Source organism: Brevundimonas sp. UBA5866 (genome assembly GCF_002432125.1).
GTDB lineage: Bacteria > Pseudomonadota > Alphaproteobacteria > Caulobacterales > Caulobacteraceae > Brevundimonas.
On record NZ_DJFS01000019.1, the window covers coordinates 1 to 22,812 of the forward strand.

The following is a 22,812-nucleotide window of genomic DNA, read 5'->3' on the forward strand; positions in this document are numbered from 1 at the left end:
CAGGTGCCCGCGTCGTGGTCGAGGGTGCTGGCTTCCTCAACAACGACGACACCGTGAAAATTGCGCCCGCCGCCGCCGCCCAGCCCGCGCGCCCTGCCGCGCCGGCCACGAAATAAGGCGCGCCTCAGATGAACCAGATTTCGTCCTGGGCGATCAAGAACCCGATCCCCATCATCCTGCTGTTTGTGCTTCTGACGCTTGGCGGGATCGTCGGCTTCATGTCGATGCGGATCAACAACAACCCCGACGTGGACTTCCCTATGGTCAACGTCACCGCTGCGCGCCCCGGTGCCGCCCCCACCGAAATGGAGGTGCAGGTCACGCGGGTTATCGAAGATTCGCTGGCGGGCCTGTCGGGGGTGAAGAACATCTTCTCCACCGTTTCTGACGGCGTTTCGACAACAATCATCGAGTTCGAACTGGGCACCGATACCGAACGTGCCACCAATGATGTGCGCAATGCCATCGGCCTTGTGCGCGGCAGTCTTCCGCAGGACATGCTGGAGCCGACGGTTACCCGTATCGACATCACCGGCGATGCGCTGATCACCTATGTCGTGCGCTCGCCTACAATGTCGCCCGAGGAAATCAGCTGGTTCATCGACAATGATGTGTCCAAGCGCCTTCTGGGCCTTGGCGGCGTGGGCGAGGTCAATCGCTCGGGCGGGGTGGATCGAGAGATCCGCGTCGAACTGGACCCACAACGTCTGGCGGCCTATGGCGTGACCGCCTCACAGGTCAGCCAGGCCCTCGTCAACGTCAACAACAACCTGCCCGGCGGCCGTGTCACCGTTGCAGGCTCGGAACGCTCGGTCCGGACTATAGGCTCGGCCACATCGCTCGAACAGCTGGCGGGCACCCTCGTGCCGCTCGGCAATGGCCGCAGCGTGCGCCTGTCCGATCTGGGCGAGGTCGTGGACAAGTGGAGCGAGCCGCGCCGCCTGGCACGCTACAACGGTCAGGAAGCGGTAACCTTCAACTTCCTGCGCTCACGCACAGCCTCCGAGGTAAAGGTTTCCGAACGTGTCCGTGCCGAAGTCGAAAAGATCAACGAGGAACACAAGGCCGACCTGACCATCGAGGAAGTCACCTCATCGGTAAAATATATCGAAGAGTCCTATCTGGCTTCCATCGAGGCCCTGCTGCTGGGTGCGGCGCTGGCTGTCGTGGTGGTGTTCATCTTCCTGCGTGACTGGCGGGCAACCTTCATTGCCGCCACCGCCATGCCACTGTCGCTGATCCCCACCTTCATGCTTCTGGCCCCGATGGACCAGTCGCTGAATGTTGTCACCCTGCTGGCCCTGTCTCTCACCATCGGCATTCTGGTCGATGACGCCATTGTGGAGATCGAGAACATCGTGCGGCACATGCGCGATGGCAAACCGCCCTATGACGCCGCCTTCGAAGCGGCCGACGAGATCGGTCTGGCGGTTGTGGCCACCACCGGCACGATTATCGCCGTGTTCGCGCCTGTCGGCTTCATGCCCGGCATTATCGGCCAGTTCTTCAAGGCCTTTGCCTTGGCCGCCTGTATCTCGGTCTTCTTCTCGCTGGTGGTCGCCCGTACCCTGACCCCGCTGATGGCCGCCTATCTGCTCAAGCACACCAAGCATGAGGACAAGGATCCGGGCTGGATGCCCGGCTATCTGCGCGCGCTCAAATGGTGCCTGGGACACCGCTGGCTGGTGTTCATCGCCGGTGCGGCCTTCCTGTTCCTGGCCTTCTTCGCGGCTGGCGCTACCAAGATGTCGTTCGAGTTCATGTCGCCTGCCGACGAAGGCCGCGCCGCCTTCCAGGTGGAGTTGCCGCCGGGTTCGACCCTGCGCCAGACCGACGCCGCGGTACAGAACGTCACCCGCCAGCTTCTGGCGCGTCCGGAGGTGGTGTCTGTCTATGCCGCCATCGGCGGACAGGAAGTCACGCAGGCCAACGTCTTTGCGGACATGGTGCCCAAGGGCAAGCGCAGCCTGAGCCAACAGGAATTCCAGCGCGTCATGGTGGACGAGCTGAAACAGATTCCGGGTGTGCGTATCCGCGCTGGCATTGCCCAGCAGGGCGGTGGCCCCGGCGACGGTACCAGCTATGAACTGGCGCTTCTGGGCGACAATCCTGACACGCTGAACCAGGTCGCCCGCAAGATCGAAGAGGACATGAAAGCCATTCCGGGACTGGCCAATGTGGTCAACACCTCGGCAATCGCCCGTCCTGAAATCATCGTCACCCCACGCCCTGACGAAGCCGCCCTGCTGGGTGTTTCCGCAGGTGCGATTTCGCAGGTCGTTCGCGTTGCCACCATCGGCGACGTCGATCAAAACCTGCCCAAGTACAATCTGGGCGACCGACAGATTCCGATCCGCCTGCAACTGACCGAAGAGGCCCGCGAGGACCTTTCGATCGTGCAGAACCTGCGCGTTCCCACCGCGACCGGTACCACCGTGCCGCTGAGCGCTGTGGCCGACGTCGAGTTTGGCGCGGGTCCGGCCAGCGTCGGTCGCCGCGACCGTTCGCGCGCGGTCTCCATCCGCGCCGAGCTGAACGGCATCACCACCGGTGCCGCCGCCACGGCAGTCGGACGTCTGGAATCGGTGAAGAACCTTCCCGACGGTGTCCGCCAGATTCCGGCGGGCGACGAAGAGTTCATTCAGGAAATGCTGATCGGCTTTGGCATCGCCTTCCTCAGCGGCATCCTGCTGATGTACGCGGTGCTCACCCTGCTGTTCAAATCCTTCGCCTATCCGGTCACCATCATGGCGGCCCTGCCACTGGCAATCGGCGGGGCGATCATCGGCCTGATCATCATGGGCAAGAGCTTCTCCATGTCGGCGCTTATCGGCGTGCTCATGCTGATGGGTATCGCGGCCAAGAACTCGATCCTGCTGGTTGACTACATCATCATGGCCGAGCGCGACGGCATGACCCGCTATGAGGCGATCATGGACGCCGCCCACAAACGCGCACGCCCCATTTTGATGACCACCTTCGCAATGGGCGCGGGCATGGTGCCGATTGCTATCGGTATCGGAGCCGATGTCGAGTTCCGCTCTCCGATGGCCATCGCCGTGCTGGGCGGGCTGATTTCATCGACCTTCCTGTCGCTGCTCTACATTCCGGCCGTCTTCACCATCGTGGACGACATAGCGGGCTTCTTCAGACGCCTTCTGGGCCGGATGTTCGAAAGCCAGAAGCAGCACGCGGACGGTAGCCGCTCCCGCTATCACAGCGACCCGACCAACACCTGAACCACGGACCCCTGCCCTCACGGCAGGGGTCTTTTTTCTGAGGTCCATCATGTCGCTCAAGGCTTCCGGCCCAGGCCTGTGGGCGCGTTATCGCGCCCTGCACCCCGATGCTCCGGCCGAGCCCTATGAGATCTTCCACTTCTGCGACAATCAGGAGGATGCCGATATCTGTGCCGATCTGGTGGTGCGGGACATCAAGCGCGCGACCGCGGCATCAGTCGCCGAACTGGCATTGGCGCGCATGCGCCCGCCGGTTGTCGGCGATGCCTCTGTGGTTACCCGATGGGATGGCGAAGCCGTGGCTGTCATCCGCACGACAGGCGTCGAAATACGACGGCTTGGCGATGTAGATGCCGCATTTGCCCGCCGCGAGGGCGAAGGTGACGGTACGCTCGCGGGGTGGCGCACAGCCCACGTAGCCTACTACAGGCGCGTGCTGGAAGGCACGGGCATCATCGTGGACGATGATCTGAAAATCGTCTGCGAGACGTTCGAGCGGGTGCTCTGATCCCCGGGGCGCAAAGAAAAAGGCGGCTGGATCGCTCCAGCCGCCAGTTGCTCGATAGTCTGTAGGGATCAGTAACGCAGACGCAGCGTCAGACCATAGGTACGCGGCTGGCCGAGGAAGGCCGCATAGGTCTGGGTGTCACGTGCCGGATCATAGTAGGTGCCGTTCGCCTGGACGGCCGTCTGGAAGGCCGAACCCATCAGCGGTTGGTTGATCGCAACCTGCTTGTATTCGGTGTCGGTGATGTTCTGGCCCCAGAGTTCCAGCGTCCACTTGTCGTCTTCGGAGCCGATGGTCACACGACCGTTCAGGACACCGAACGCATCCTGCATCTTCCACGGCAGCAGGTCCGAACCGGTGTTGTACTCGGTCATGTATTTGCCGGTCAGGTTGAAGCCCGCACGCAGACCGTTACCGATCGCGCGGTCAAAGGCGATCGAACCCGTCACCGACCATTCCGGAGCGAACGAAGCACGCGCCCCCGGCAGCAGCGACAGTTGCGGGAAGTTGCCCGGCACCGTCATGTCGGCAGCGGTGAAGTTGCCGTACTTGGTATCGGCATAGGTCACACCACCCGACAGCACCAGACCTTCGACCGGGGTGAACCAGGCAAAGTCGGCGTCAACACCGCGCGAGGTCAGTTCCGGAATGGATTCCACCACAAAGGCGGTACCCAGGAAGGTGTTGAGCTGGAAGTCTTCGAAGGTTTGATCGAAGTAGGTGATGTTCAACAGCACCTTGCGGTTGAACAGGGTGTTCTTCAGGCCGATTTCATAGGAGTCGACCGTTTCCGACGGGAACAGCAGCGAGTTGTTCGGCGTGATGCCCGTCTGCACGCGGTCCATGTTGTAGCCGAAGGACTTGTAGCCCTTGGCATACGAACCATACAGCATGACGCTGTCATTGAACTTGTAGCTGGCCTTTATCGTGCCGCTCAGCTCGCCGTCATCGAACTTCTCGGACAGCGTGCGGTTGTTGTACAGCGGGTTGGCCCACGGAAGGCACAGGTTGCCGACCAGGGTGCTCGCCGCAGCGCCGACAACGCCGGCCAATGCCGCGGAGTTACCGATGGCGTTGGCGCAGGCCAGACCATTGGTACCGATGTTGCGCTGCAGACCGTCCAGCGTCTTTTCGTCCAATGTATAGCGCAGGCCCAGGGTCAGATCGAACTGGTCGGTCACGCGCCAGGTGTTGTTGGTGAACAGCGCGAACGACTGGGTGGTCTGGGTATAGAGGTCCTGAACGCCATGACCCGGCGCGAAGCCCGGACCGGTCGCCGCCGTCGGCCCCGAAGGTGCGGCACCGCCCGTCAGCAGACAGCCGCCCATCGTCACAGCGGTCTGGCCCGGACGGGTCAGACAGCCGATGATGTTCGGGCTGATCGGCACAGCCGGATTGGCGGCATTCAGCGACGAGGTCAGCAACAGCGACAGGAACGGCGTGTAGGTCGCACCATAGTAGTACGAGTCATCGCGGCGGATTTGCTCACGGGTCGCAAAGGCACCGACCAGCCAGTCCAGCCTGTCGGTCGAACCGGCAAGGCGGACTTCCTGCGTGAGGTTATCCAGCGAATAACCGTACCCGCCGTTGTTCTCGCGGTACATGTTATCCAGCGTGGAGTAGTCGAGGTCCATGCCGTTGATACCTTCCCACGAGCGCCACGAGGTGAGCGAGGTGAAGGTTGCGTTCCACGACGGGATGTCGATGTTCACTTCTGCCGACAGACCCATGTCTTCCATGGTCTGGTCGGTGCCGCGGTTGGAATAGGTCTTGCGGCTGAAAGGCGTTTCGCCGAAGCCGGCGGTCGGAGCGGCGATCTGGCCGCCCAGCGCATTGACCAGGGCGACAGTCGGACCGACGCGAACCTGGCTGGCCACGCAGCAGTATTCGTCGCGCTTGGTATAGTCCGCGATCAGGCGGATCGAGATGTCGTCCGACGGCAGGATCAACAGCTGGCCGCGCGCGGTCCAGAAGTCCTGGTTCTGGTCGTCCGTCTCGGTGCGCGGACCGTTGCCGGTGACCACGTCATAGAAGCCGTCACGCTTGCGGGTGCCCATGTACAGGCGACCGGCGATTTTGTCGGTGATCGGGCCGGTGACCGAACCGGTCACGCCCCATGCGCCAAAGTTGCCGGCGGTCGCTTCCAGATTGAACTCGGGAACGAACGAGGGAGCGGCGGTGATGATGTTGATCACGCCCGCCGAGGTGTTCTTGCCGAACAGGGTGCCCTGCGGCCCCTTCAGAACCTCGATACGGTTCATTTCGCCGAGATCGCCGAAGCCGACCGAGTTACGCGAGCGGTAAACACCGTCGATCACCACGCCGACCGAGCTTTCCAGACCGGGGTTGTCACCCACAGTGCCCACGCCGCGGATACGCGCCGTGGTCGATGCTTCGGATTGCGTGGACGTCACCGTCATGCCCGGCGTCAGGATCTGAAGGTCCTTGATGTCCTTCACGCCTGCGCCCTGCAGGGTTTCCTGCGACAGGGTAGTGACCACAATCGGCACTTCCTGCAGGCTTTGCTCGCGCTTCTGGGCCGTGACGATGATGTCATCGACCGAGGTCGGCGCTTCTTGTGCGGCCGCAGTGCCTGCAATGCCGACAGCCGCGCCAAAGGCGACGGCCGACACGGTGCAACGCATTCTGGAATTGAAATTCATAGTACGGCTCCCGGCTTCTCAGCCCGGCCGCGCTATAGGCGGCCGCGCTCGTTTCCTGTCCCAATATCGACCCCCACTCTTTTGTCGGTGCGGGTTCAGATTGAATTGGGTAGTGCAAGCCTTATAGAGCGACAAGCTACAGCGTTAGATGAACGCTGTTTTTTACTTAAGCCTGCCCAACTGTGACCTCAATGAGACACAATTGCCTGACGTAACGTAACTTTTTTCCTTATTTTTAAGGGGTCTTAACAGACTCACTCAACTCCTGCGGGCATGGTTTTGCCACGCTTGCGGCCCGTTACGCCCAGCACCACGGACGCGACAAGTGCCGACAGTACCGAGCCACCCAGAACGCCCAGCTTCACCTCGATCTGCTGGACGGAATCCACGGCACCCGGCACGGCCAGCACACCGATGAAAAGGCTCATGGTGAAACCGATGCCGCACAGCAGGCTGACGCCATAGACCTGGGCCCACGAAGCGCCTGTCGGCTTGTCGGCAATACGCAGCGTCGCCGCCAGCCAAGCCGCGCCGAACACGCCGATCTGTTTGCCGATGAACAGGCCCAGAGCGATACCGATCACCAGCGGCGCAAAGGCCTGTTCCAGCGACAGGCCGCCAAAGCTCACACCGGCCTTGGCAAAGGCAAACACCGGCAGCACAAGGAACGCCACATAGGGGTGCAGGTCATGCATGGCATCGCGCAGCGGGCTGGCCCCGGTTTCGCGGCGCGGATTGACCGGAACGATGGCGGCAAACGCCACAGCCGCCAGAGACGTCGAAAGACCCGACATGACCGTCAGCCACCACATGGCCGCAAAACCGATGCACCAGAAGGCCGCCGCCAGACGCCAGCGGCCCAGAACCGCCATAACGCCCAGAACACCGATCGCCCCCAGCAGCGGCATCAGCTCCACGCCCTGGCTGAACAGGGCTGCGATCAGGACAATGGCCCCCAGGTCATCGACAATGGCCAGCGTCAGCAGGAACACACGCAATGACGACGGCAGATTCTTGCCCACCAGACCAAAGACCGCCAACGCAAAGGCGATATCTGTGGCGACGGGGATGGGCCATCCTTCATGCGGACCGCCCAACAGGTTACTGATCAACAGATACACGCCGATAGGCGCGACCATACCGCCCAGTGCCGAGATGATCGGCATGGCCAGCTTTTTGGGATTGCTCAGTTCGCCCTTGAGGATCTCGTATTTGATCTCCAGACCCACGACCAGGAAGAAGACCGCCATCAGGCCTTCCTTGATCCAGTCCGAAACCGTCTCCTCAAGACGCAGCGGTCCGATCTGCAGGACCTGCACGCTCTTCAGCCATGCAAAATAGTCGGCGGACCACGCCGAGTTGGCGACAATAAGTGCCGCCAGGGCCGCCAGCCCGAGGGCGGCACCGGAGGCGGCTTCCGTCTTCAGGAAGTCGAGTGTGAGTTTCTTGGCCACGTAAAGAGATCCGATAATCGGTTAAACTTGTGTGGCGTCAGGTTATCGACGGACGCCGGACCGGGTTCACCGCCCAGCGGTGCCAGCCTGGCCCACGATCCGGACAGCCCGCACGGGCGTCACAGGACCGGAGCCTGATCTCTAGGTATAAAAATACTCCACCGCTCCATAGGTTCAACCCTTATCGACATTGCGAAACGGCAAAGGATAGCGCATCTGCCCTGCATGCCCGTTTCCAAGTCCTACCGCCCTGATCCCCGCTTCGCCCAACTGGGTGCAGACTATGGAGAGACGGTCGCCGCCGCCGCGTTTCCGAAAAGCCTGCTGCGCCTGCGCCATGACCGCGCCGCCGCCGAGGTCGGGTTGGACACGCTGAGCGATGAGGAATGGATCGCGCACTTTGGCCGCTTCGAGCCCCTGCCGGGCCAGCCCGAGCCCATCGCAATGGCCTATCACGGCCACCAGTTCCGCGTTTACAACCCGCAGATCGGTGACGGTCGCGGCTTCCTTGCTGCGCAGATGTGGTCATCGGGCGCTCAAGTAGCGAGTGACCGCGTCACGAGCGATAGCGCCCCCAAACTGATGGACCTTGGGACAAAAGGGTCTGGCCTGACCCCCTTCTCCCGTCATGCCGATGGGCGGCTGACGCTAAAAGGCGGCGTGCGCGAGGCGCTGGCCGCCGCCATGCTGGAAAGCCTTGGCGTGCCGACCTGCCGCATCCTGTCGCTGGTGGAAACGGGCGAAGAACTGGAACGCGGCGACGAGCCGTCACCTACCCGTTCGGCGGTCATGGTGCGCCTGTCGCACAGCCACATCCGTTTCGGCACCTTCCAGCGCGCCGCCTATTACAGCCGCCGTGACCAGCTCACTGTCCTGCTGGAACACGCCCGCAGCCTTTATTATCCGCATCTCACCGAAGGCGATGCGGCAGGCTTCCTCGATGAAGTCGTGCAGGCGCAGGCCAGGCTCTGCGCCCGCTGGGTGGCCGCCGGTTTCGTGCATGGTGTGCTGAACACCGACAATCTGAACGTGACGGGCGAAAGCTTCGACTACGGCCCGTGGCGCTTCCTGCCCCACTACGAGCCGGGCTTTACCGCCGCCTATTTCGACCACGACGGCCTCTACGCCTTTGCGCGACAGCCCGAAGCCGTGTTCTGGAACCTGACCCAGCTGGCCGGCTGCCTGAAGCTGATCGCCGAGCCGGAAGGTCTGGTGGCAGCGCTGAACGGCTTTGGCCCCGTCTATATCCGCGAACTGCGCGCCGCCTTCCTGATGCGTCTCGGCGTGAAGTCGGTCGGCGAAGCCGCTGACCAGCGTCTGCTGGACTGCACCCTCGCCCTGCTGCGCGAAAAGGGTGAGGAACTGCGCTGGGAGCCACTCTTCTTCGACTGGTTCGGCGGTTTCTCGTCGTCGGCACGGGCGCTGGGCGGACCGCGTGGCAAGATCTATCAGGGCGAGGCCTTCGATGCCTTCCGCTATGCCCTGATGGAGCACGAACCGGACAATCCGGAGCGTCTGGAACATCCCATGTTTCGCAACCCCGAGCCGGAAGAAATGCTCATCGATGAGGTCGAATCCATCTGGGCCGATATCGCCGAACGCGACGACTGGGATGCCTTCAACGAAAAGCTGGAGCGGCTTGAGGAGGCCCGTCTGGCGTGGGGCTTCTAAAGCCCCGCCCGCAACCTAGGCCGAGATACCGCGCAGACGGCGGGTCTTTCGGGCGATGGTACGTTTGATCATCGCACCCAAGGATACCGGCCGGGTTTCGGTCTGACGGACCTGAGCCTGTTTCAGGGTTTCCAGTTCAAGCTGCAGACCCACCACGCGCTTGAGCAACTGATCCCTCTCGCTCTCCAGAATCGACAGGCTGGCCGTCATCTCGTTGACGCGACGTGCCCAGCCCGTCTCTCTTTGCAGCACCTCGTCTTTTTGTGCCGCCAGTCTGGTTGAGCCAGCCTTCAGCTCAGCCAGCTGGTTTTCATAGGCCTTCTCGCGGGCCTCAAATGCGGAACCGAGGCTTTCGGCGTTCGCCAGCCTTGCCTTCAGCGCCTTGATCTCTTCCAACGCCTGCTCATGCTGCTTTGCCCGCTCGAAAGCCTGTTCGACCAGAGGTGAGCTGGCATCGATGAGGGGTGCATTGGGATTTCGCATACTATTGATCTTACTAATAAAATGTCCAGCCATCAGCGTATGGCTTTCTTGAACGAAATGGGTCGGGGTCGGACCGTTGAACGGCAGGCCCGTAACGCCCGTCACACTGCGTTCGCGCGGTACACCAATCCATTCAAAGTCGTAGTGTTCCTTCAGCCATGCATAGATGATTTCCAGCCGGTCATTCATTTCCTCCACATTCGGCGCAAAGAAGGGGTTTGAGGAATCGAGACGGGCACGTGTCGGATAGATCTCCGCCACGATCACCTTGTCGAAACGCCCCTCTATGATCGCGGCGAACGCCCTGAAGGCCTTTTGCCAACGCGGAAAAAACTCGTCCCAATGATGAACGGCCGACATCCGACGGGCATTGCCCTTGCAGAAATGCTGCAGCACTTCCTCGGTCATGGTGTCGGGCTTCAGACTCTCCACCAGATAGACCGCGTCAATCGGGTCCATGATCCAGACGTCAGGTTCGATCTCCACCACGCCGGTGATCACGTCGCGCGTCACGTCGAATACAAAGACGCGTTCTTCCGGGGCATTCGGTGCCATGATCTCTTCGCGGTGCGCACCACCCGCGTCATTGACCAGATAGTTGGCATAACCCGCCGGCACCTTCGTAAAGTCAAAGCGGAAGCGCGATACCGGCTGGCTCATCATGGCGATGGTCGGGCGTCGCCACATATGGCGCGTATGCCGTACGGCGCGGCCATTCATGGTCGCGGCAAGATGGCCGACCACGCACCCTCCAAGCGACACCAAGCCCGGCAAGGCGATCTGCGTAGCTTCGCCATCCAAACTCTTGTCGAACGCCACTTCCATCTCTCCGCATCATGAAACGATCAGCAGATGCCCTCCCGGTGTCGGGCCCATAGGGCGAGGTGTCGTAAGGATAGGCCGCCGCAAATATCAGCCCGACCAAGGTGGTAGTGCAGAGCTGGCAAGACACTGAAATACAAAAGAACTTATTGAAAAAGACAGCAATGCCGGGGAAAAAGCGTTCCGCCCCTATTGCGAAGGGTTCACAGCATTCCATCTATATCTGCATCTGATCCAGTTGCGATATAATACCATGTCTGCCACCCCCTCGCTTCTCCGCAAATCCCTGTCGGGTCCCGCCCGTCCCGTCGGGCCCTCGCCTGCGCATCGCCCGCCGTCGCGCCAGAACCGAGAGCCCAATCTGCGCCAGAAGCGTATCCGCCAGATTTGGATGAACGCCACGGCCTGGACCTTCCAGGGCTGGCTGGCCATGTTCTTTGCGGGCGCAGCATTGGCCAAGCTGACCGCGCCCTACGATCAGCTGGTCCTGCTTCTGGGGTGGCCCTCGCTGGTTCCCCTATCAAGCGTGCGGGTTATGGGTTTCGTCGAGTTGGCACTCGCAGCGACCATGCTGGCCCCGCTGGTCATCGGCAAGGTGGCCGGTATGCGCATTGTCCGGGCCGGGGCCATATTCCTGATCGGACTCCAGGCTGCCGCCCTGTTGGTGCACGCCGTACGGCTGGAGCCGGGACTGGCCTTTATAAACCTGATCCTGCTGGCTCTAACGACCGCTGTTCTGGTGCTGAGACGACACAGTGTCTAGGCTAAGCTTGACTTGATCACAAAAAGCTTACGTTGACGTGCGCGTAAACCCCTTGCGCTTTACGCGGACGTAAAGTTATCTAGGCGGCATGGCGACCGCTGACGATCACCGCACATATTCCATCCGGCAGTTGTGCCGGGAGTTTGGCGCAACGGCCCGCGCTCTTCGTTTCTACGAGGACAAGGGCCTGCTGACCCCCGCGCGCAAGGGCCAGACGCGTGTCTATACCGCGCGGGACCGTGCCCGTCTGAAGCTTATAATGCGCGGCCGACGCATTGGCTTCACCTTGCAGGAAATCCAGGAAATGCTGGATCTCTATGACCGCAAGGAACACAACGTCCACCAGATGGCCATCGCCCTTCCGCGCCACCGCGCGCGTGTCGAGGCGCTGAAGCAACAGCTGGAAGACATTCAGGGCGCCATCGAAACAGCAGAAGAAGCCTGCGCATGGATGGAGAAGACACTGGCCGAGCACAGGCCGGACCTTCTTCCCGGAGCGGATGCCTATGCCAACTTGTTGAGCGAGCGCCTCAACAACCCTGACAACCAATATCAGCCCTTCAAAGCGAGAGCTTAATCATGGCCTATAAGTCGCCGGTCCGCGACCTTTCGTTCGTGCTGCACGACGTGCTGCAAGTCGAAAACTACGTCGAACACTTTTCCAATCCTGACGTCTCGCGCGACCTGATCGACGCCATCCTCGAGGAAGGCGGCAAGTTCGCTGACGGCGTCATCGCTCCGATCAACAAGACCGGTGACATCGAGCACTGCAAGATCGAGAACGGCGTCGTCACCACCCCGACCGGCTGGAAAGAAGCCTATCAGCAGATGGTCGAGGCGGGCTGGACCAGCCTGGCCTTCAATCCGGAATACGGCGGCCAGGGTCTGCCGGCCATCATCTCGATGGCTGTGGGCCAGTTCACCGCTGCGGCCTCGGCGGCCTTCTCCATGTATCCGGGCCTGACCGCCGGTGCCTTCCACGGCATCGAGGCCAATGGCTCCGATGAACTGAAGGCCAAGTGGCTGCCGAAGATGGCGACCGGCGAATGGACCGGCACCATGAACCTGACCGAGCCGCAGTGCGGCACCGATCTGGGTCTGGTCCGCACCAAGGCCGTGCCGAACGGTGACGGCACCTATTCGATCACCGGCCAGAAGATCTGGATCTCGGCGGGTGAGCACGACTTTGCCGACAACATCGTCCACACCGTTCTGGCCCGCGTCGAAGGCGCGGTTCCGGGCATCAAGGGCCTGTCGCTGTTCCTCGTTCCGAAGTTCCACGTCGATGACGCCGGCAACATCGGCGAGCGCAACGGCGTCGAGTGCGTCGGCCTCGAGCACAAGATGGGCATCCACGGCAACGCCACCTGCGTCATGCAGTACGAGAACGCCAAGGGTTGGCTGATCGGCGAAGAAGGCCGTGGCATGAACAACATGTTCGTGGTCATGAACGAAGCCCGCCTCGGCACCGGCCTGCAGGGTCTGGCCATCGGTGACGCCGCCTATCAGCACGCCGTCGAGTTCGCCAAGGACCGCCTGCAATCGCGCTCGCTGACCGGTCCGAAGAATCCGGACGGCCCGGCCGACCCGATCATCGTCCACCCGGACGTGCGTCGCATGCTGCTGGAATCCAAGGCCTATGTCGAAGGCGGCCGCGCCTTCATCCTGTGGACCGCGCTGCAGGCCGACCTGCAACACTCCAAGGACGAAGCCGTCGCCCAAAAGGCCAACGACTACATGGGCCTGATCACGCCGGTCCTGAAGGCCTTCCTGACCGACCGTGGCTTCCACGTCGCCTCGCTGGGCATGCAGGTCCACGGCGGCTCGGGCTACACCGAGCACTTCCAGGCCTCGCAGTACCTGCGTGATGCCCGCATCACCATGATCTACGAAGGCACCAACGGCATTCAGGCCCTTGACCTCGTGGGCCGCAAGCTGCCGTCCAAGGGCGGTCGCGCCATCATGTCGTGGTTCGGCGACATCGATGCCTTCGTGTCGGAAAACTCGGGCAACGAAGCCATCAAGGCTTACGTCGACGGTCTGGCCGACGCCAAGGCCAAGCTGCAGGAAGGTACCATGTGGCTGATGCAGAACGGCATGGCCAACCCGGATAACGCCGGTGCCGCCTCGACCGACTACCTGCACCTGTTCGGCCTGACCGCCTACGCCTACATCTGGGCGCAGATGGCCAAGGCTGCCCAGGCCAAGATCGACGCTGGCGACAGCGATCCGTTCTACGCCAACAAGCTGAAGACGGGCCGCTACTTCGTCGAGCGCATCCTGCCGGATGCCGCGGCGCACCTGACCAAGCTGAAGACCGGCGCAGAGGTCCTGATGGACCTTGAAGCCTCGGCTTTCTAAGCTGAAACGGGCAAGGGCCTTTCCCCAGCGGAAAGGCCCTTTCTTTTTTACCCCGCACCAGCCCGCCACCCGAAGAGCGGACGGTGCCTGAGAGGAATGCCAATGAACGCCCTGAACCTGCCGACCCCGTCCTTCATGCAGGACGAAGACCTGATCCTGTTCAACGACAGCGTTTCCAAATGGGTGGCCGAACACGCCCCGCCAGAAAAGGTGGCCCAGTGGATCGCCGACTCCTCGGTGCCGCGCGGCCTGTGGAATGCTGCGGGTGAAGCCGGTCTTCTGGGTCTGTCCCTGCCGGAAGAAGACGGCGGCTTCGGCGGCGACTATCGCCACGAGGTCGTGCTGATGAACCAGCTGGGCTGGCAGGGTGCCGACCACTTCGGCATTTCGCTGCACAACGCCATCGTCATGCCCTACATCTGGCACTACGGAACGGCCGAGCAGAAGGCCCGCTGGCTGCCGCGCCTTCAGACGGGCGAGCTGGTCGGGGCCATCGCCATGACCGAGCCGGGCGCGGGATCCGACCTTCAGGGCGTGAAGACCACCGCCATCAAGAAGGGCGACCATTACGTTCTGAACGGTTCCAAGACCTTCATCACCAACGGCCAGCTGGCCAATTTCATCATCGTGGTCGCCAAGACCGACCCGTCCGAAGGCGGCAAGGGTATCACCCTGATCGCTCTTGAGACCGACGGTGCCGAGGGCTTCGAGCGCGGTCGCAACCTGCACAAGATCGGCATGGAAGCGAACGATACCTCCGAGCTGTTCTTCAACGATGTGAAGGTCCCGCTGGAAAATGCCATCGGTGGCTCCGAGGGTCAGGGCTTCATCCAGCTGATGCAGCAACTGCCGCAGGAACGCCTTAACATCGCCGTTCAGGGCTGCGCCGCCGCCGAGCGCGGCCTTGAGGCCACCCTCGCCTACGTCAAGGAACGCAAGGCCTTCGGCAAGCGCATCCTCGACTTCCAGAACACCCAGTTCAAACTGGCCGAGGTCAAGACCAAGCTGACCGTGGCCCGCGTGTTCGTGAACCACTGCATCGAGCAGCACCTGCAGGGCAAGCTCGATGCCGCCACCGCTTCGATGGCCAAGTACTGGGTGTCGGACATCCAGGGCGAGACCATCGACGAGATGCTCCAGCTGTTCGGCGGATACGGCTATATGAACGAATACCCGATCGCCCAGCTGTACAAGGACGCCCGCGTCCAGCGCATCTACGGCGGCACCAATGAAATCATGAAGCTGCTGATCGCACGTACGCTGTGATCGATCGCATGGCCTGATCCTGCAACGCCCCGTCGGAAATCCGGCGGGGCGTTTTGCATGGAAGCTTTTGGACACAGGGAAACCGCCCCTGCAAGTGCAGCTTTCCTTTCGCAGGACATCAGGAGGTTCCAATGACCACAGAGCGCCGCGTAGAGCACAAGGACGGTACCGTCGAACACATCACCACCAACGAGAGCCCGACGGTGGTCGAGCGCAGTGGTGGCGGCGGTGCGGGAATATTGGGTGCCATCATCGCTGTGATTGCCGTTGTCGTTATCGGCTATCTGGTGATGAACATGAACCGCTCCGAGCAGGTGCGTGACAACGCAATCGCCGGGGCCGCCGAGAGCATCGGCAATGCTGCCGACAATGTCGGTGAGGCCGCCCAACGCGCCATCCCGCCCGCGCAGTAATCCTTGGCGTAGTGAGGCAGCGTCCGGTCTGACAGGGCGCTGTCTTCGCCCTATGGCCAGCGGATGGACAGGGCGATGGCCATTCCGGTCAGGATGATGGCCCCGCTGATCCAGCGGGTGGCCCATTTGATTTCGTGCGCGATCCGGTGCTGAGCCGAGGCATCCTGGCGCGGGGTTTCCTCGGACAGTTTGCGTGAGGCCGCGCGGATCAGGCGGGGAAAGTCGTCGGTCATGGACGACAGGTCCAGCAGGGTCCCTATGGCCCAGTTCTTCACCGCATCGGGACTGCGGCGCGAGAAAAGCGCCCGCTTCCATGCCCCGTTCATGGTGCGTACCAGATCAAACTGCGGATCGACCCGCGACAGCACCCCTTCGATCGTCACCAGCGCCTTGAGGATCAGCACCAGATCGGGCGGTGCCGATACACGCTCCTTGCGCATCAATCCCATCAGGTCGGAAACGATAGCGGGCAGATCGATCTGTCCGTGTCCATGCCGCGCGATCAGCCGTTCCGCCCCCTCGGTCAGTCGGCGGCGTGAGACACGCGTACCTTCGGTCCAGTCCGCCAGAACCTCGGCCATACGCGCCCCGTCACCACCAGCCAGCGCCTGTACAAAGCCGATGAGTTCGCTGCGGCGGCGTGGTGTCACCGTGCCGACCATGCCGAAATCCAGCAGGCCCACGCGGTTGCCTTCCAACCCGCGCAGATTGCCCGGATGCGGGTCGGCATGGAACCGACCGTTCACCAGCACCATATCCAGCACAGCCTCGGCACCGATCTTGGCGAGCTGGTGGGGGTCGATGCCCGCGGCCTGCAGGCGGGCGGCGTCGGTGGGCGGCGTACCGTCAACATAGTCCTGCACCAGAACGCTCTCGCTGGTGAAATCCCAGTGAATGCGCGGGATGACCACCTCGTCGTTACGGGCGAAATCGGCGGCAAACAGGTCGCAGTTTCGGCCCTCGACCGTAAAGTCCAACTCCTGCAATAAAGCCTCGCCCAGTTGTGCCACCAGGGCGCGCGGACGATAGCGGGCGACCTCGGCGCTAGACTGCTCGGCCTTGCGGGCCAGTTCGGTCAGCAGGCGCAGATCCGCCTCGACCTTGGGGCGGATGCGCGGGCGGCGGATTTTCACAACCACCTCGGTACCGTCCTTCAGTTTGGCCCTGTGGACCTGCGCCATCGACGCCGCCGCCAGCGGCTCCGGGTCAAAACGGGCGAACAAATCCTCGGGCGGGCCGCCCAGCGCCGCCTCCACCTCTGGCCGCAGTTTTTCAAAGTCGATAGTCCGTCCGCCGCTTTGCAGCTGTTCGAACTCGGCGATCCATTCCGGTGGCAACAGGTCCGAGCGTGTGGACAGTATCTGTCCCAGCTTCACAAATCCCGGCCCCAGTGTCTCAAGCGCCAGACGGGTGCGGCGCGGCAGGGGTTCGTGCCCCTCGCCTTCCTCGCCCTTGCCGCCAAGGCCCAGACGCCCCACCACCGCCTGCAATCCGAACCGCGCCGCCACGGTGGAAATCTCGGCCAGTCGTTTGCGGTCGCGGGCCGCTACGGCAAGGGTTGTGAACATGCAGACAGAACGTCAGTGCCAAGGCGACGTTCCCGTTTCCTCACCCGTCAAAGCGCGATATTCAGACGCCATGATCCGTCTGCACGTCACTGCCCCGCTGGCCGAAGGCCATGCTGTCGCCCCCACCCTCGACCAGTCCCGCTACCTGACGCAGGTCATGCGCCTGAAACAGGGCGACGACCTTTTGCTGTTCAACGGTGAGGACGGCGAATGGCGTGCCGAGGTGCTGGAAATCCTCAAAAAGGGAGTGATCCTGCGCTGCGTCGAACAGACCCGCCCGCAGGCCTTCGGCCCCGATCTGGAACTGATCCTCGCGGGCATCAAAAAGGCCCGCGTCGAGACCGTGGTCGAAAAGGCCGCCGAACTGGGTGCGAAGTCGGTACAGCTGGTCATCACCCAGCGTACCAATGCCGAGCGCATCCGCCTCGACCGCCTCGACGCCATCGCCGAGGAAGCCGCCGAACAGACGGGCCGCCTCGATGTTCCGGTCGTGCATGAATCCAGAAAACTGTCCGACATCATCAGGGACTGGCCCGAAGGCCGTAAGTTGATGTTCTGCGACGAAACGGGCGGCGAGCCCGCCATAGAGGCCCTGCAAAAAGCCGGCAGCGGCGCATGGTCCATCCTGATCGGCCCCGAGGGCGGCTTCTCGCCCGAAGAGCGCGAGATGCTGCGCGCCCTGCCCTTCACCACCGCCGTCTCGCTTGGCCCGCGCATCCTGCGCGCGGACACCGCCGCCATCTCGGCCATGACGCTGTGGCAGTACGCGGTTGGGGATTGGGAACGATAAGTTTCCAAAGGGGCTTGTGAAGCGGGCGCGGGTTGCGCATCTAGCCTGCAACAACAGGGGTTACACATGGCTGATTACGCGCCGCTCACCAAGGACCAGCTGATCGAGACCATCAGCCGTGGCGAAAAGCCCGCCGACCAGTGGCGCGTCGGTGCCGAACATGAAAAATTCGGCTTTGAGCGTTCCTCCCTGCGCCGCCCGGCCTATGAGGGCGAAGGCGGCATCAAGGCCATGCTGGACGGCCTGACCCGCTTCGGCTGGGCTCCGGTCCATGAGGGCGGGAACGTCATCGCTCTTGAGCGCAGGAACGCCGAGGGCTTCTCCGCCTCCATCAGCCTTGAACCGGGTGGCCAGTTCGAGCTGTCGGGCGCGCCGCTGGCCACCATGCACGACATCTGCAACGAGACCGGCCAGCACCTGATGGAGGTCAAGCAGGTGGCCGACCAGATAGGCCTCGGCTTCCTCGGCGTCGGCTTCGACCCGATGTGGAAGCGCGAGGACGTGCCGGTCATGCCCAAGGGCCGCTACAACATCATGCGCGCCTACATGCCCAAGAAGGGCAAGCTGGGCCTCGACATGATGCTGCGCACCTCGACCATCCAGGCCAATCTCGACTTCGCCGACGAAGCCGACATGGTGATGAAGTTCCGCACCTCGCTGGCCCTGCAACCCATCGCCACGGCCCTGTTCGCCAACAGCCCCTTCATCGAGGGCAAGCCCAGCGGCTTCCTGTCGTCGCGGGCCAATGTCTGGACCGACACCGATCCCGACCGCACCGGCATGCTGGACTTCGTCTTCCAGGACGGCTTCGGCTATGAACGCTATGTCGATTACGCGCTGGGCGTGCCGATGTATTTCGCCAAGCGCGACGACACCTATCACGATCTGTCGGGTCAGGACTTCCGCGCCTTCATGGACGGCAAGGTCGATGCCCTGCCGGGCGAGCGCGCCAATATCAAGGACTGGGCCGACCACCTGACGACCCTCTTCCCCGAGGTGCGCCTGAAACAGTACCTCGAAATGCGCGGTGCCGACGGTGGCCCGTGGAGCCGCATCTGCGCCCTGCCCGCCCTTTGGACCGGCATCTTCTATGACGCGCCGTCGCTGGCTGCCGCATGGGACCTGTGCAAGGACTGGGCGATCGAGGACCACGAGCGCCTGCGCCGCGATGTCACCCGTCTGGGCCTCAAGGCCGAGGTCAACGGTCGCAGCGTCCGCGACGTGGCGGTCGATATGGTCGCCATCGCCCGTCAGGGTCTCAAGAACCGCGCCCGCTTCTCTGGCGGCATGGTGGACGAGCGGGGATATCTGGCAGAATTGGAAGACATCGCCGACAGCGGCATCACCCCCGCCGAACGCCTGCTGGACCTGTACCACGGCGAGTGGCAGGGCGACCTGTCGCGTCTGTACCGCGATTTCGCCTATTGATCGCCTGCCTCTCGGCTGCGCCTAGCCCATTGACCCATTGACGGTTTTTACCGGAACAGGCCGTCACGCGACGATCACGATCCTGTTGACGATCTGTGGCGATCCGACGCTTCCCCAACCCACGTTCTCACGCTAAGCATTCCGTGTGGGAAGGGCTGGTCCTACGACCAGACGCACATTTTGGGAGGCAGACCGTGGCGCGTACAGCACTGGTAACCGGAGGCACCCGAGGGATCGGCAAGGCCATCGTTCAACGCCTCAAGGAAGACGGTTTCAACGTCGCGGCCGGTTATTCCGGCAATGAGGACGCCGCACGGAAGACCGCCGAGGAACTGGGCGTGATGGTGGTCAAAGGCAATGTCGGCTCGTTCGACGACTGCGCCCGCGCCGTTCAGGAAGTCGAGGCCCAACTCGGCCCCATCGATGTGCTGGTGAACAATGCCGGTATTACCCGCGACGGCTTCTTCCATAAGATGAGCCACGATCAGTGGTCCGACGTGATCCGCGTGAATATGGACAGCGTGTTCAACATGACCCGTCAGGTCATCAACGGCATGCGTGACCGCAACTGGGGCCGGATCGTCAACATCTCCTCGATCAACGGCCAGAAAGGCCAGATGGGCCAGACCAACTATTCCGCCGCCAAGGCCGGTATGATCGGTTTCACCAAGGCACTGGCGCTGGAAAACGCCCGCAAGGGCGTAACCGTGAACTGCATCGCGCCGGGCTATATCGACACCGAGATGGTCGATGCGATGGACCCCAAGGTTCTTGAGGGCATTGTGGCCCAGATCCCCGTCGGCCGTCTGGGCAAGGGCGAGGAGATCGCCGATATGGTGGCATGGCTGGCCGGTGAGCGTGCTGGATATGTCACAGGCTGCACACTCTCGCTCAATGGCGGCCAATACCTCGTCGGGTGATTACGACTCTGCCTAAAATCTGCCGCGCCTTCATAACACGAGTACAGGTATGAACTGCGTGGCCATGCCGGTGGCGGAGAAACCGCCTGCGATCCTGCCTGAAGTCTCCATGACTTGCGGCATCGATGCCGTGCGTGCCCGCGCTAGCGCACTGCCTGCCGCCTGTGTTGTCGCAACCTTTCTGGCCCTGTGCTGTACCGATCCCGTGCAGGCGCAAGTCCTGACGGGTCAGGAACGCAGCAACGCCCACACCGACTATTCGCGCCAGATCCGCCGCCAGTCCGTTATCCGGACCACCCCCGATGCAGGCCGCTATGTCGCCGCGACGGGTCAGGGCTTTGTGGTCGATCACGCAGGCAGCCAGCTTCTGCTGCGCTTTGACCGCTCGAACGAGACGTGGGTCCTGCGCCCGTCCTCGGCTCCGCGCGGCGACACCATCTACCGCAATGACGCAGGCGAGCAGGTGCTTCGCGTCAACGCCAGCGGCGGTATGACCCTTTATTCGACCCGCAGCCCCGGCGGATCACCCGTCTCATCGGCCCCCGGTCCCGTGACGAACCTGCAACCGCAGTCCCTGGGTCCGATCCAGCTGTTCAACCTGATGACGCGCCGTTCCAGCCTCATCAGCGATGCCGTGGGCCGTCTGGTCCAGATCAATGTCTATGGCGATGAATCCGAGGCCCTGTGCGTCGAGGCGCTGATCGTGTCTACCGACACCGTCATCCGCATTGCCCGCTCGCCCAGCGCCAAACCCTTCCTCGACCGCCTGCGCGTGATCACTGTGGTCGAGGGAAACCGCTCTGCCGTCACCTATCAGCGCGGCGAGCTGCGGATCGTGGTCGATCCGTCGCGCGGCGTCGCAGGCCGCCCTTCCTCGGCCCGTATCATCCGCGCCATCATACCGCAGGACTGATCCGGCTCAGCCGCTAAAGCCATCCTTGGCGGCGCGGCGCTCGGCAAATGTCGCGGCATCTTCCGTCAGGAACGGGTTGAAGCGTTTCTCGATGCCCACGGTCGTCGGCACCGTCGCCTCGCCCCGTCCGCGCTTTTCAAAAATGGCTTCACAATGGGCGACCAGTTCGGGTGCCTGCGACAGGGCCAGCGCGAACCGCGCATTGGATGCGGTGTATTCATGGGCGCAGTACAGCACCGTCGCCTCGTCCCAAGACGCGATCTGTTGCAGGCTCTCCCACATCTGCTCCGGCGTGCCTTCAAACAGACGGCCGCACCCCAGCGCAAAGATCACATCCCCGACAAAGGCGACCTTCTCTTCCGGCGCGTGAAAGACCACATGCCCCAGCGTGTGTCCGGGAGCCTCGACCACCCGAAATACCGTCTGGCCCAGTCGTACGCTGTCGCCGTCACCGACGACATGATCCAGAGGCGCGGCGCGTTTCACCTCTTCGGGGCCGTAGATCACACAGCCCGTCTCGGCCTTCAGCCGCTCATTGCCCTCGGTATGGTCCGGGTGCCAGTGAGTGTTGAGGATCAGATCAAGCCGCCCCCATCCCGACGCCTCCAGATCATCCAGAATGGCCTGTGCGTCGGGTGTATCGACGGCCGCCACCGTTCCGGTCGCATCATCGCGGACCAGAAAGCCATAGTTGTCGGAGCGGCACGGAAACTGTCGGATGGTCAGGGTCATATTCGCATCCTAGCCCACATGGCCCGCCTCGTCCTATACTGCTGTCATGCGGCGCAGTATCGAAGAACTGAGAACCTTCTACGGCGATCCCAAAGGGGCGCTGGTCCGCCGCATCCTGTCCAGCCGTCTGTCCGATGCGTGGGGAACCGCCGACGGGTGCGACGTGCTGGGTCTGGGCTATGCCACCCCCTTTCTGGACCAGTTCTCCAGCGCGCGCCGCGTTGTGGCCGCCATGCCCGGCGGTCAGGGGGCCGAAGCGTGGACCGCCTCCGGTCGCAACCGCACCACCCTCGTCAACGATCGCGCCCTGCCCTTTCCCTCCGGCCTGTTCGACCGCGTGCTGTTGGTCCATGCCATCGAGGAAGCCGACGATGCCCAGGCCTTGTTGAACGAGGTCAGCCGCGTCCTGTCGCCCACCGGGCGGGTCATCGTGGTGTGCGCCGCCCGCGGTGGCCTGTGGGCCCGTACAGAGGCCACGCCGTTTGGCCACGGTCGTCCCTTTTCACGCAAACAGATCGAAGGCCTGATCCGCCACTGCGGACTTGAGCCCCGCGCATGGTCGCAGGCCCTGTATGTGCCGCCGTGGCGACCCATGCTGGCCTTTTCCGATGGTATCGAACAATTCGGACGCCTGTTCGCACCGGGAACTGCGGGGGTGATCCTGATGGAGGCCGGTCGCCTGACCTATGCCCGCCCCAAGGTCCGCTCCGGCCTCAGCGTCCTGTCACCCGCCCCCGCCCTCAAACCCGTGCCAAGTTTGAGTGTGCCGCGCGTGGCTTCAGCCTCCGCGGCACAGACTGCGGCTGCGGCTGCGGCTG

General features: G+C 62.8%; 18 protein-coding genes. 13 read left to right on the forward strand and 5 right to left on the reverse strand.

All coding sequences use genetic code 11. The features are described from left to right. The first annotated feature begins 128 nt into the window (after positions 1-128). Positions 129-3,239 carry an efflux RND transporter permease subunit gene (locus B3H86_RS01710; RefSeq protein WP_292050838.1) on the forward strand — a complete coding sequence of 1,037 codons (3,111 nt, stop codon included), beginning with the start codon at positions 129-131 and terminating at the stop codon, positions 3,237-3,239. A gap of 49 nt (positions 3,240-3,288) precedes the next feature. Then, positions 3,289-3,747: an ASCH domain-containing protein gene (locus tag B3H86_RS01715; RefSeq protein ID WP_292050839.1), complete on the forward strand. Its 459-nt coding sequence runs from the start codon at positions 3,289-3,291 to the stop codon at positions 3,745-3,747. Between the two features lie 68 nt (positions 3,748-3,815). On the opposite strand, the gene B3H86_RS01720 is transcribed toward B3H86_RS01715, so the two are convergent. Continuing rightward, a complete protein-coding gene (locus B3H86_RS01720) occupies positions 3,816-6,410 on the reverse strand; it encodes a TonB-dependent receptor (RefSeq protein ID WP_292050840.1) in 2,595 nt (864 codons plus the stop codon). Between the two features lie 254 nt (positions 6,411-6,664). Next, positions 6,665-7,864 carry a Na+/H+ antiporter NhaA gene (gene nhaA / locus B3H86_RS01725; protein WP_292050841.1) on the reverse strand — a complete coding sequence of 400 codons (1,200 nt, stop codon included), beginning with the start codon at positions 7,862-7,864 and terminating at the stop codon, positions 6,665-6,667. Between the two features lie 225 nt (positions 7,865-8,089). Between nhaA and B3H86_RS01730 the strand changes: the two genes are divergently transcribed. Continuing rightward, entirely contained in the window at positions 8,090-9,535 is a 1,446-nt protein-coding gene (locus B3H86_RS01730) for a protein adenylyltransferase SelO family protein (RefSeq protein ID WP_292050842.1), read from the forward strand. A 15-nt stretch (positions 9,536-9,550) separates the two neighbouring features. Here the strand turns inward: B3H86_RS01730 and B3H86_RS01735 are convergent, their stop codons facing one another. Further along, positions 9,551-10,837, reverse strand: coding sequence for a DUF6270 domain-containing protein (locus tag B3H86_RS01735; RefSeq protein ID WP_292050843.1), 1,287 nt, complete (start codon positions 10,835-10,837; stop codon positions 9,551-9,553). A 256-nt stretch (positions 10,838-11,093) separates the two neighbouring features. On the opposite strand from B3H86_RS01735, the gene B3H86_RS01740 reads away from it, so the two are divergent. The 5 genes from B3H86_RS01740 to B3H86_RS01760 all read left to right on the forward strand — a co-directional run bounded on the left by B3H86_RS01740 (position 11,094) and on the right by B3H86_RS01760 (position 15,643). Continuing rightward, on the forward strand, positions 11,094-11,603 hold the full coding sequence (locus B3H86_RS01740) for a DoxX family protein (RefSeq protein ID WP_292050844.1): 510 nt from the start codon (positions 11,094-11,096) through the stop codon (positions 11,601-11,603). A gap of 88 nt (positions 11,604-11,691) precedes the next feature. After that, positions 11,692-12,180: a MerR family transcriptional regulator gene (locus B3H86_RS01745; protein ID WP_292050845.1), complete on the forward strand. Its 489-nt coding sequence runs from the start codon at positions 11,692-11,694 to the stop codon at positions 12,178-12,180. Positions 12,181-12,182: 2 nt separating this feature from the next. Beyond that, positions 12,183-13,964: an acyl-CoA dehydrogenase C-terminal domain-containing protein gene (locus tag B3H86_RS01750; protein ID WP_292050846.1), complete on the forward strand. Its 1,782-nt coding sequence runs from the start codon at positions 12,183-12,185 to the stop codon at positions 13,962-13,964. A 102-nt stretch (positions 13,965-14,066) separates the two neighbouring features. Beyond that, the gene (locus tag B3H86_RS01755; RefSeq protein WP_292050847.1) at positions 14,067-15,230 is read left to right on the forward strand and encodes an acyl-CoA dehydrogenase family protein; all 1,164 of its coding nucleotides are present in this window, start codon (positions 14,067-14,069) and stop codon (positions 15,228-15,230) included. Positions 15,231-15,361: 131 nt separating this feature from the next. Then, a complete protein-coding gene (locus B3H86_RS01760) occupies positions 15,362-15,643 on the forward strand; it encodes a hypothetical protein (RefSeq protein ID WP_292050848.1) in 282 nt (93 codons plus the stop codon). A gap of 50 nt (positions 15,644-15,693) precedes the next feature. Here the strand turns inward: B3H86_RS01760 and B3H86_RS01765 are convergent, their stop codons facing one another. Continuing rightward, positions 15,694-17,211, reverse strand: coding sequence for an ABC1 kinase family protein (locus B3H86_RS01765; RefSeq protein WP_292050850.1), 1,518 nt, complete (start codon positions 17,209-17,211; stop codon positions 15,694-15,696). Positions 17,212-17,281: 70 nt separating this feature from the next. Between B3H86_RS01765 and B3H86_RS01770 the strand changes: the two genes are divergently transcribed. The 4 genes from B3H86_RS01770 to B3H86_RS01785 all read left to right on the forward strand — a co-directional run bounded on the left by B3H86_RS01770 (position 17,282) and on the right by B3H86_RS01785 (position 21,262). After that, positions 17,282-18,001 carry a 16S rRNA (uracil(1498)-N(3))-methyltransferase gene (locus B3H86_RS01770; protein ID WP_292050856.1) on the forward strand — a complete coding sequence of 240 codons (720 nt, stop codon included), beginning with the start codon at positions 17,282-17,284 and terminating at the stop codon, positions 17,999-18,001. 66 nt (positions 18,002-18,067) lie between these two features. Continuing rightward, positions 18,068-19,429 (forward strand): glutamate--cysteine ligase, encoded by a 1,362-nt coding sequence (locus B3H86_RS01775; protein ID WP_292050851.1) that lies wholly within the window; start codon positions 18,068-18,070, stop codon positions 19,427-19,429. A 194-nt stretch (positions 19,430-19,623) separates the two neighbouring features. Further along, on the forward strand, positions 19,624-20,349 hold the full coding sequence (locus B3H86_RS01780) for a beta-ketoacyl-ACP reductase (protein ID WP_292050852.1): 726 nt from the start codon (positions 19,624-19,626) through the stop codon (positions 20,347-20,349). A 49-nt stretch (positions 20,350-20,398) separates the two neighbouring features. Next, positions 20,399-21,262 (forward strand): DUF4908 domain-containing protein, encoded by an 864-nt coding sequence (locus tag B3H86_RS01785; protein ID WP_292050853.1) that lies wholly within the window; start codon positions 20,399-20,401, stop codon positions 21,260-21,262. A gap of 6 nt (positions 21,263-21,268) precedes the next feature. Here the strand turns inward: B3H86_RS01785 and gloB are convergent, their stop codons facing one another. After that, positions 21,269-21,994, reverse strand: coding sequence for a hydroxyacylglutathione hydrolase (gene gloB, locus B3H86_RS01790; RefSeq protein ID WP_292050854.1), 726 nt, complete (start codon positions 21,992-21,994; stop codon positions 21,269-21,271). A gap of 46 nt (positions 21,995-22,040) precedes the next feature. On the opposite strand from gloB, the gene B3H86_RS01795 reads away from it, so the two are divergent. Further along, positions 22,041-22,812 (forward strand): class I SAM-dependent methyltransferase (locus B3H86_RS01795; RefSeq protein ID WP_292050855.1); only part of this gene is annotated, 772 nt, incomplete at its 3' end.

Coding starts and splice junctions, on each gene's coding strand:
- B3H86_RS01710 (WP_292050838.1), top strand. CDS start 129: ATGAACCAGATTTCGTCCTGGGCGATCAAGAACCCGATCCCCATCATC.
- B3H86_RS01715 (WP_292050839.1), top strand. CDS start 3,289: ATGTCGCTCAAGGCTTCCGGCCCAGGCCTGTGGGCGCGTTATCGCGCC.
- B3H86_RS01720 (WP_292050840.1), bottom strand. CDS start 6,410: ATGAATTTCAATTCCAGAATGCGTTGCACCGTGTCGGCCGTCGCCTTT.
- B3H86_RS01730 (WP_292050842.1), top strand. CDS start 8,090: ATGCCCGTTTCCAAGTCCTACCGCCCTGATCCCCGCTTCGCCCAACTG.
- B3H86_RS01740 (WP_292050844.1), top strand. CDS start 11,094: ATGTCTGCCACCCCCTCGCTTCTCCGCAAATCCCTGTCGGGTCCCGCC.
- B3H86_RS01745 (WP_292050845.1), top strand. CDS start 11,692: ATGGCGACCGCTGACGATCACCGCACATATTCCATCCGGCAGTTGTGC.
- B3H86_RS01750 (WP_292050846.1), top strand. CDS start 12,183: ATGGCCTATAAGTCGCCGGTCCGCGACCTTTCGTTCGTGCTGCACGAC.
- B3H86_RS01755 (WP_292050847.1), top strand. CDS start 14,067: ATGAACGCCCTGAACCTGCCGACCCCGTCCTTCATGCAGGACGAAGAC.
- B3H86_RS01760 (WP_292050848.1), top strand. CDS start 15,362: ATGACCACAGAGCGCCGCGTAGAGCACAAGGACGGTACCGTCGAACAC.
- B3H86_RS01765 (WP_292050850.1), bottom strand. CDS start 17,211: ATGTTCACAACCCTTGCCGTAGCGGCCCGCGACCGCAAACGACTGGCC.
- B3H86_RS01770 (WP_292050856.1), top strand. CDS start 17,282: ATGATCCGTCTGCACGTCACTGCCCCGCTGGCCGAAGGCCATGCTGTC.
- B3H86_RS01775 (WP_292050851.1), top strand. CDS start 18,068: ATGGCTGATTACGCGCCGCTCACCAAGGACCAGCTGATCGAGACCATC.
- B3H86_RS01785 (WP_292050853.1), top strand. CDS start 20,399: ATGAACTGCGTGGCCATGCCGGTGGCGGAGAAACCGCCTGCGATCCTG.
- gloB (WP_292050854.1), bottom strand. CDS start 21,994: ATGACCCTGACCATCCGACAGTTTCCGTGCCGCTCCGACAACTATGGC.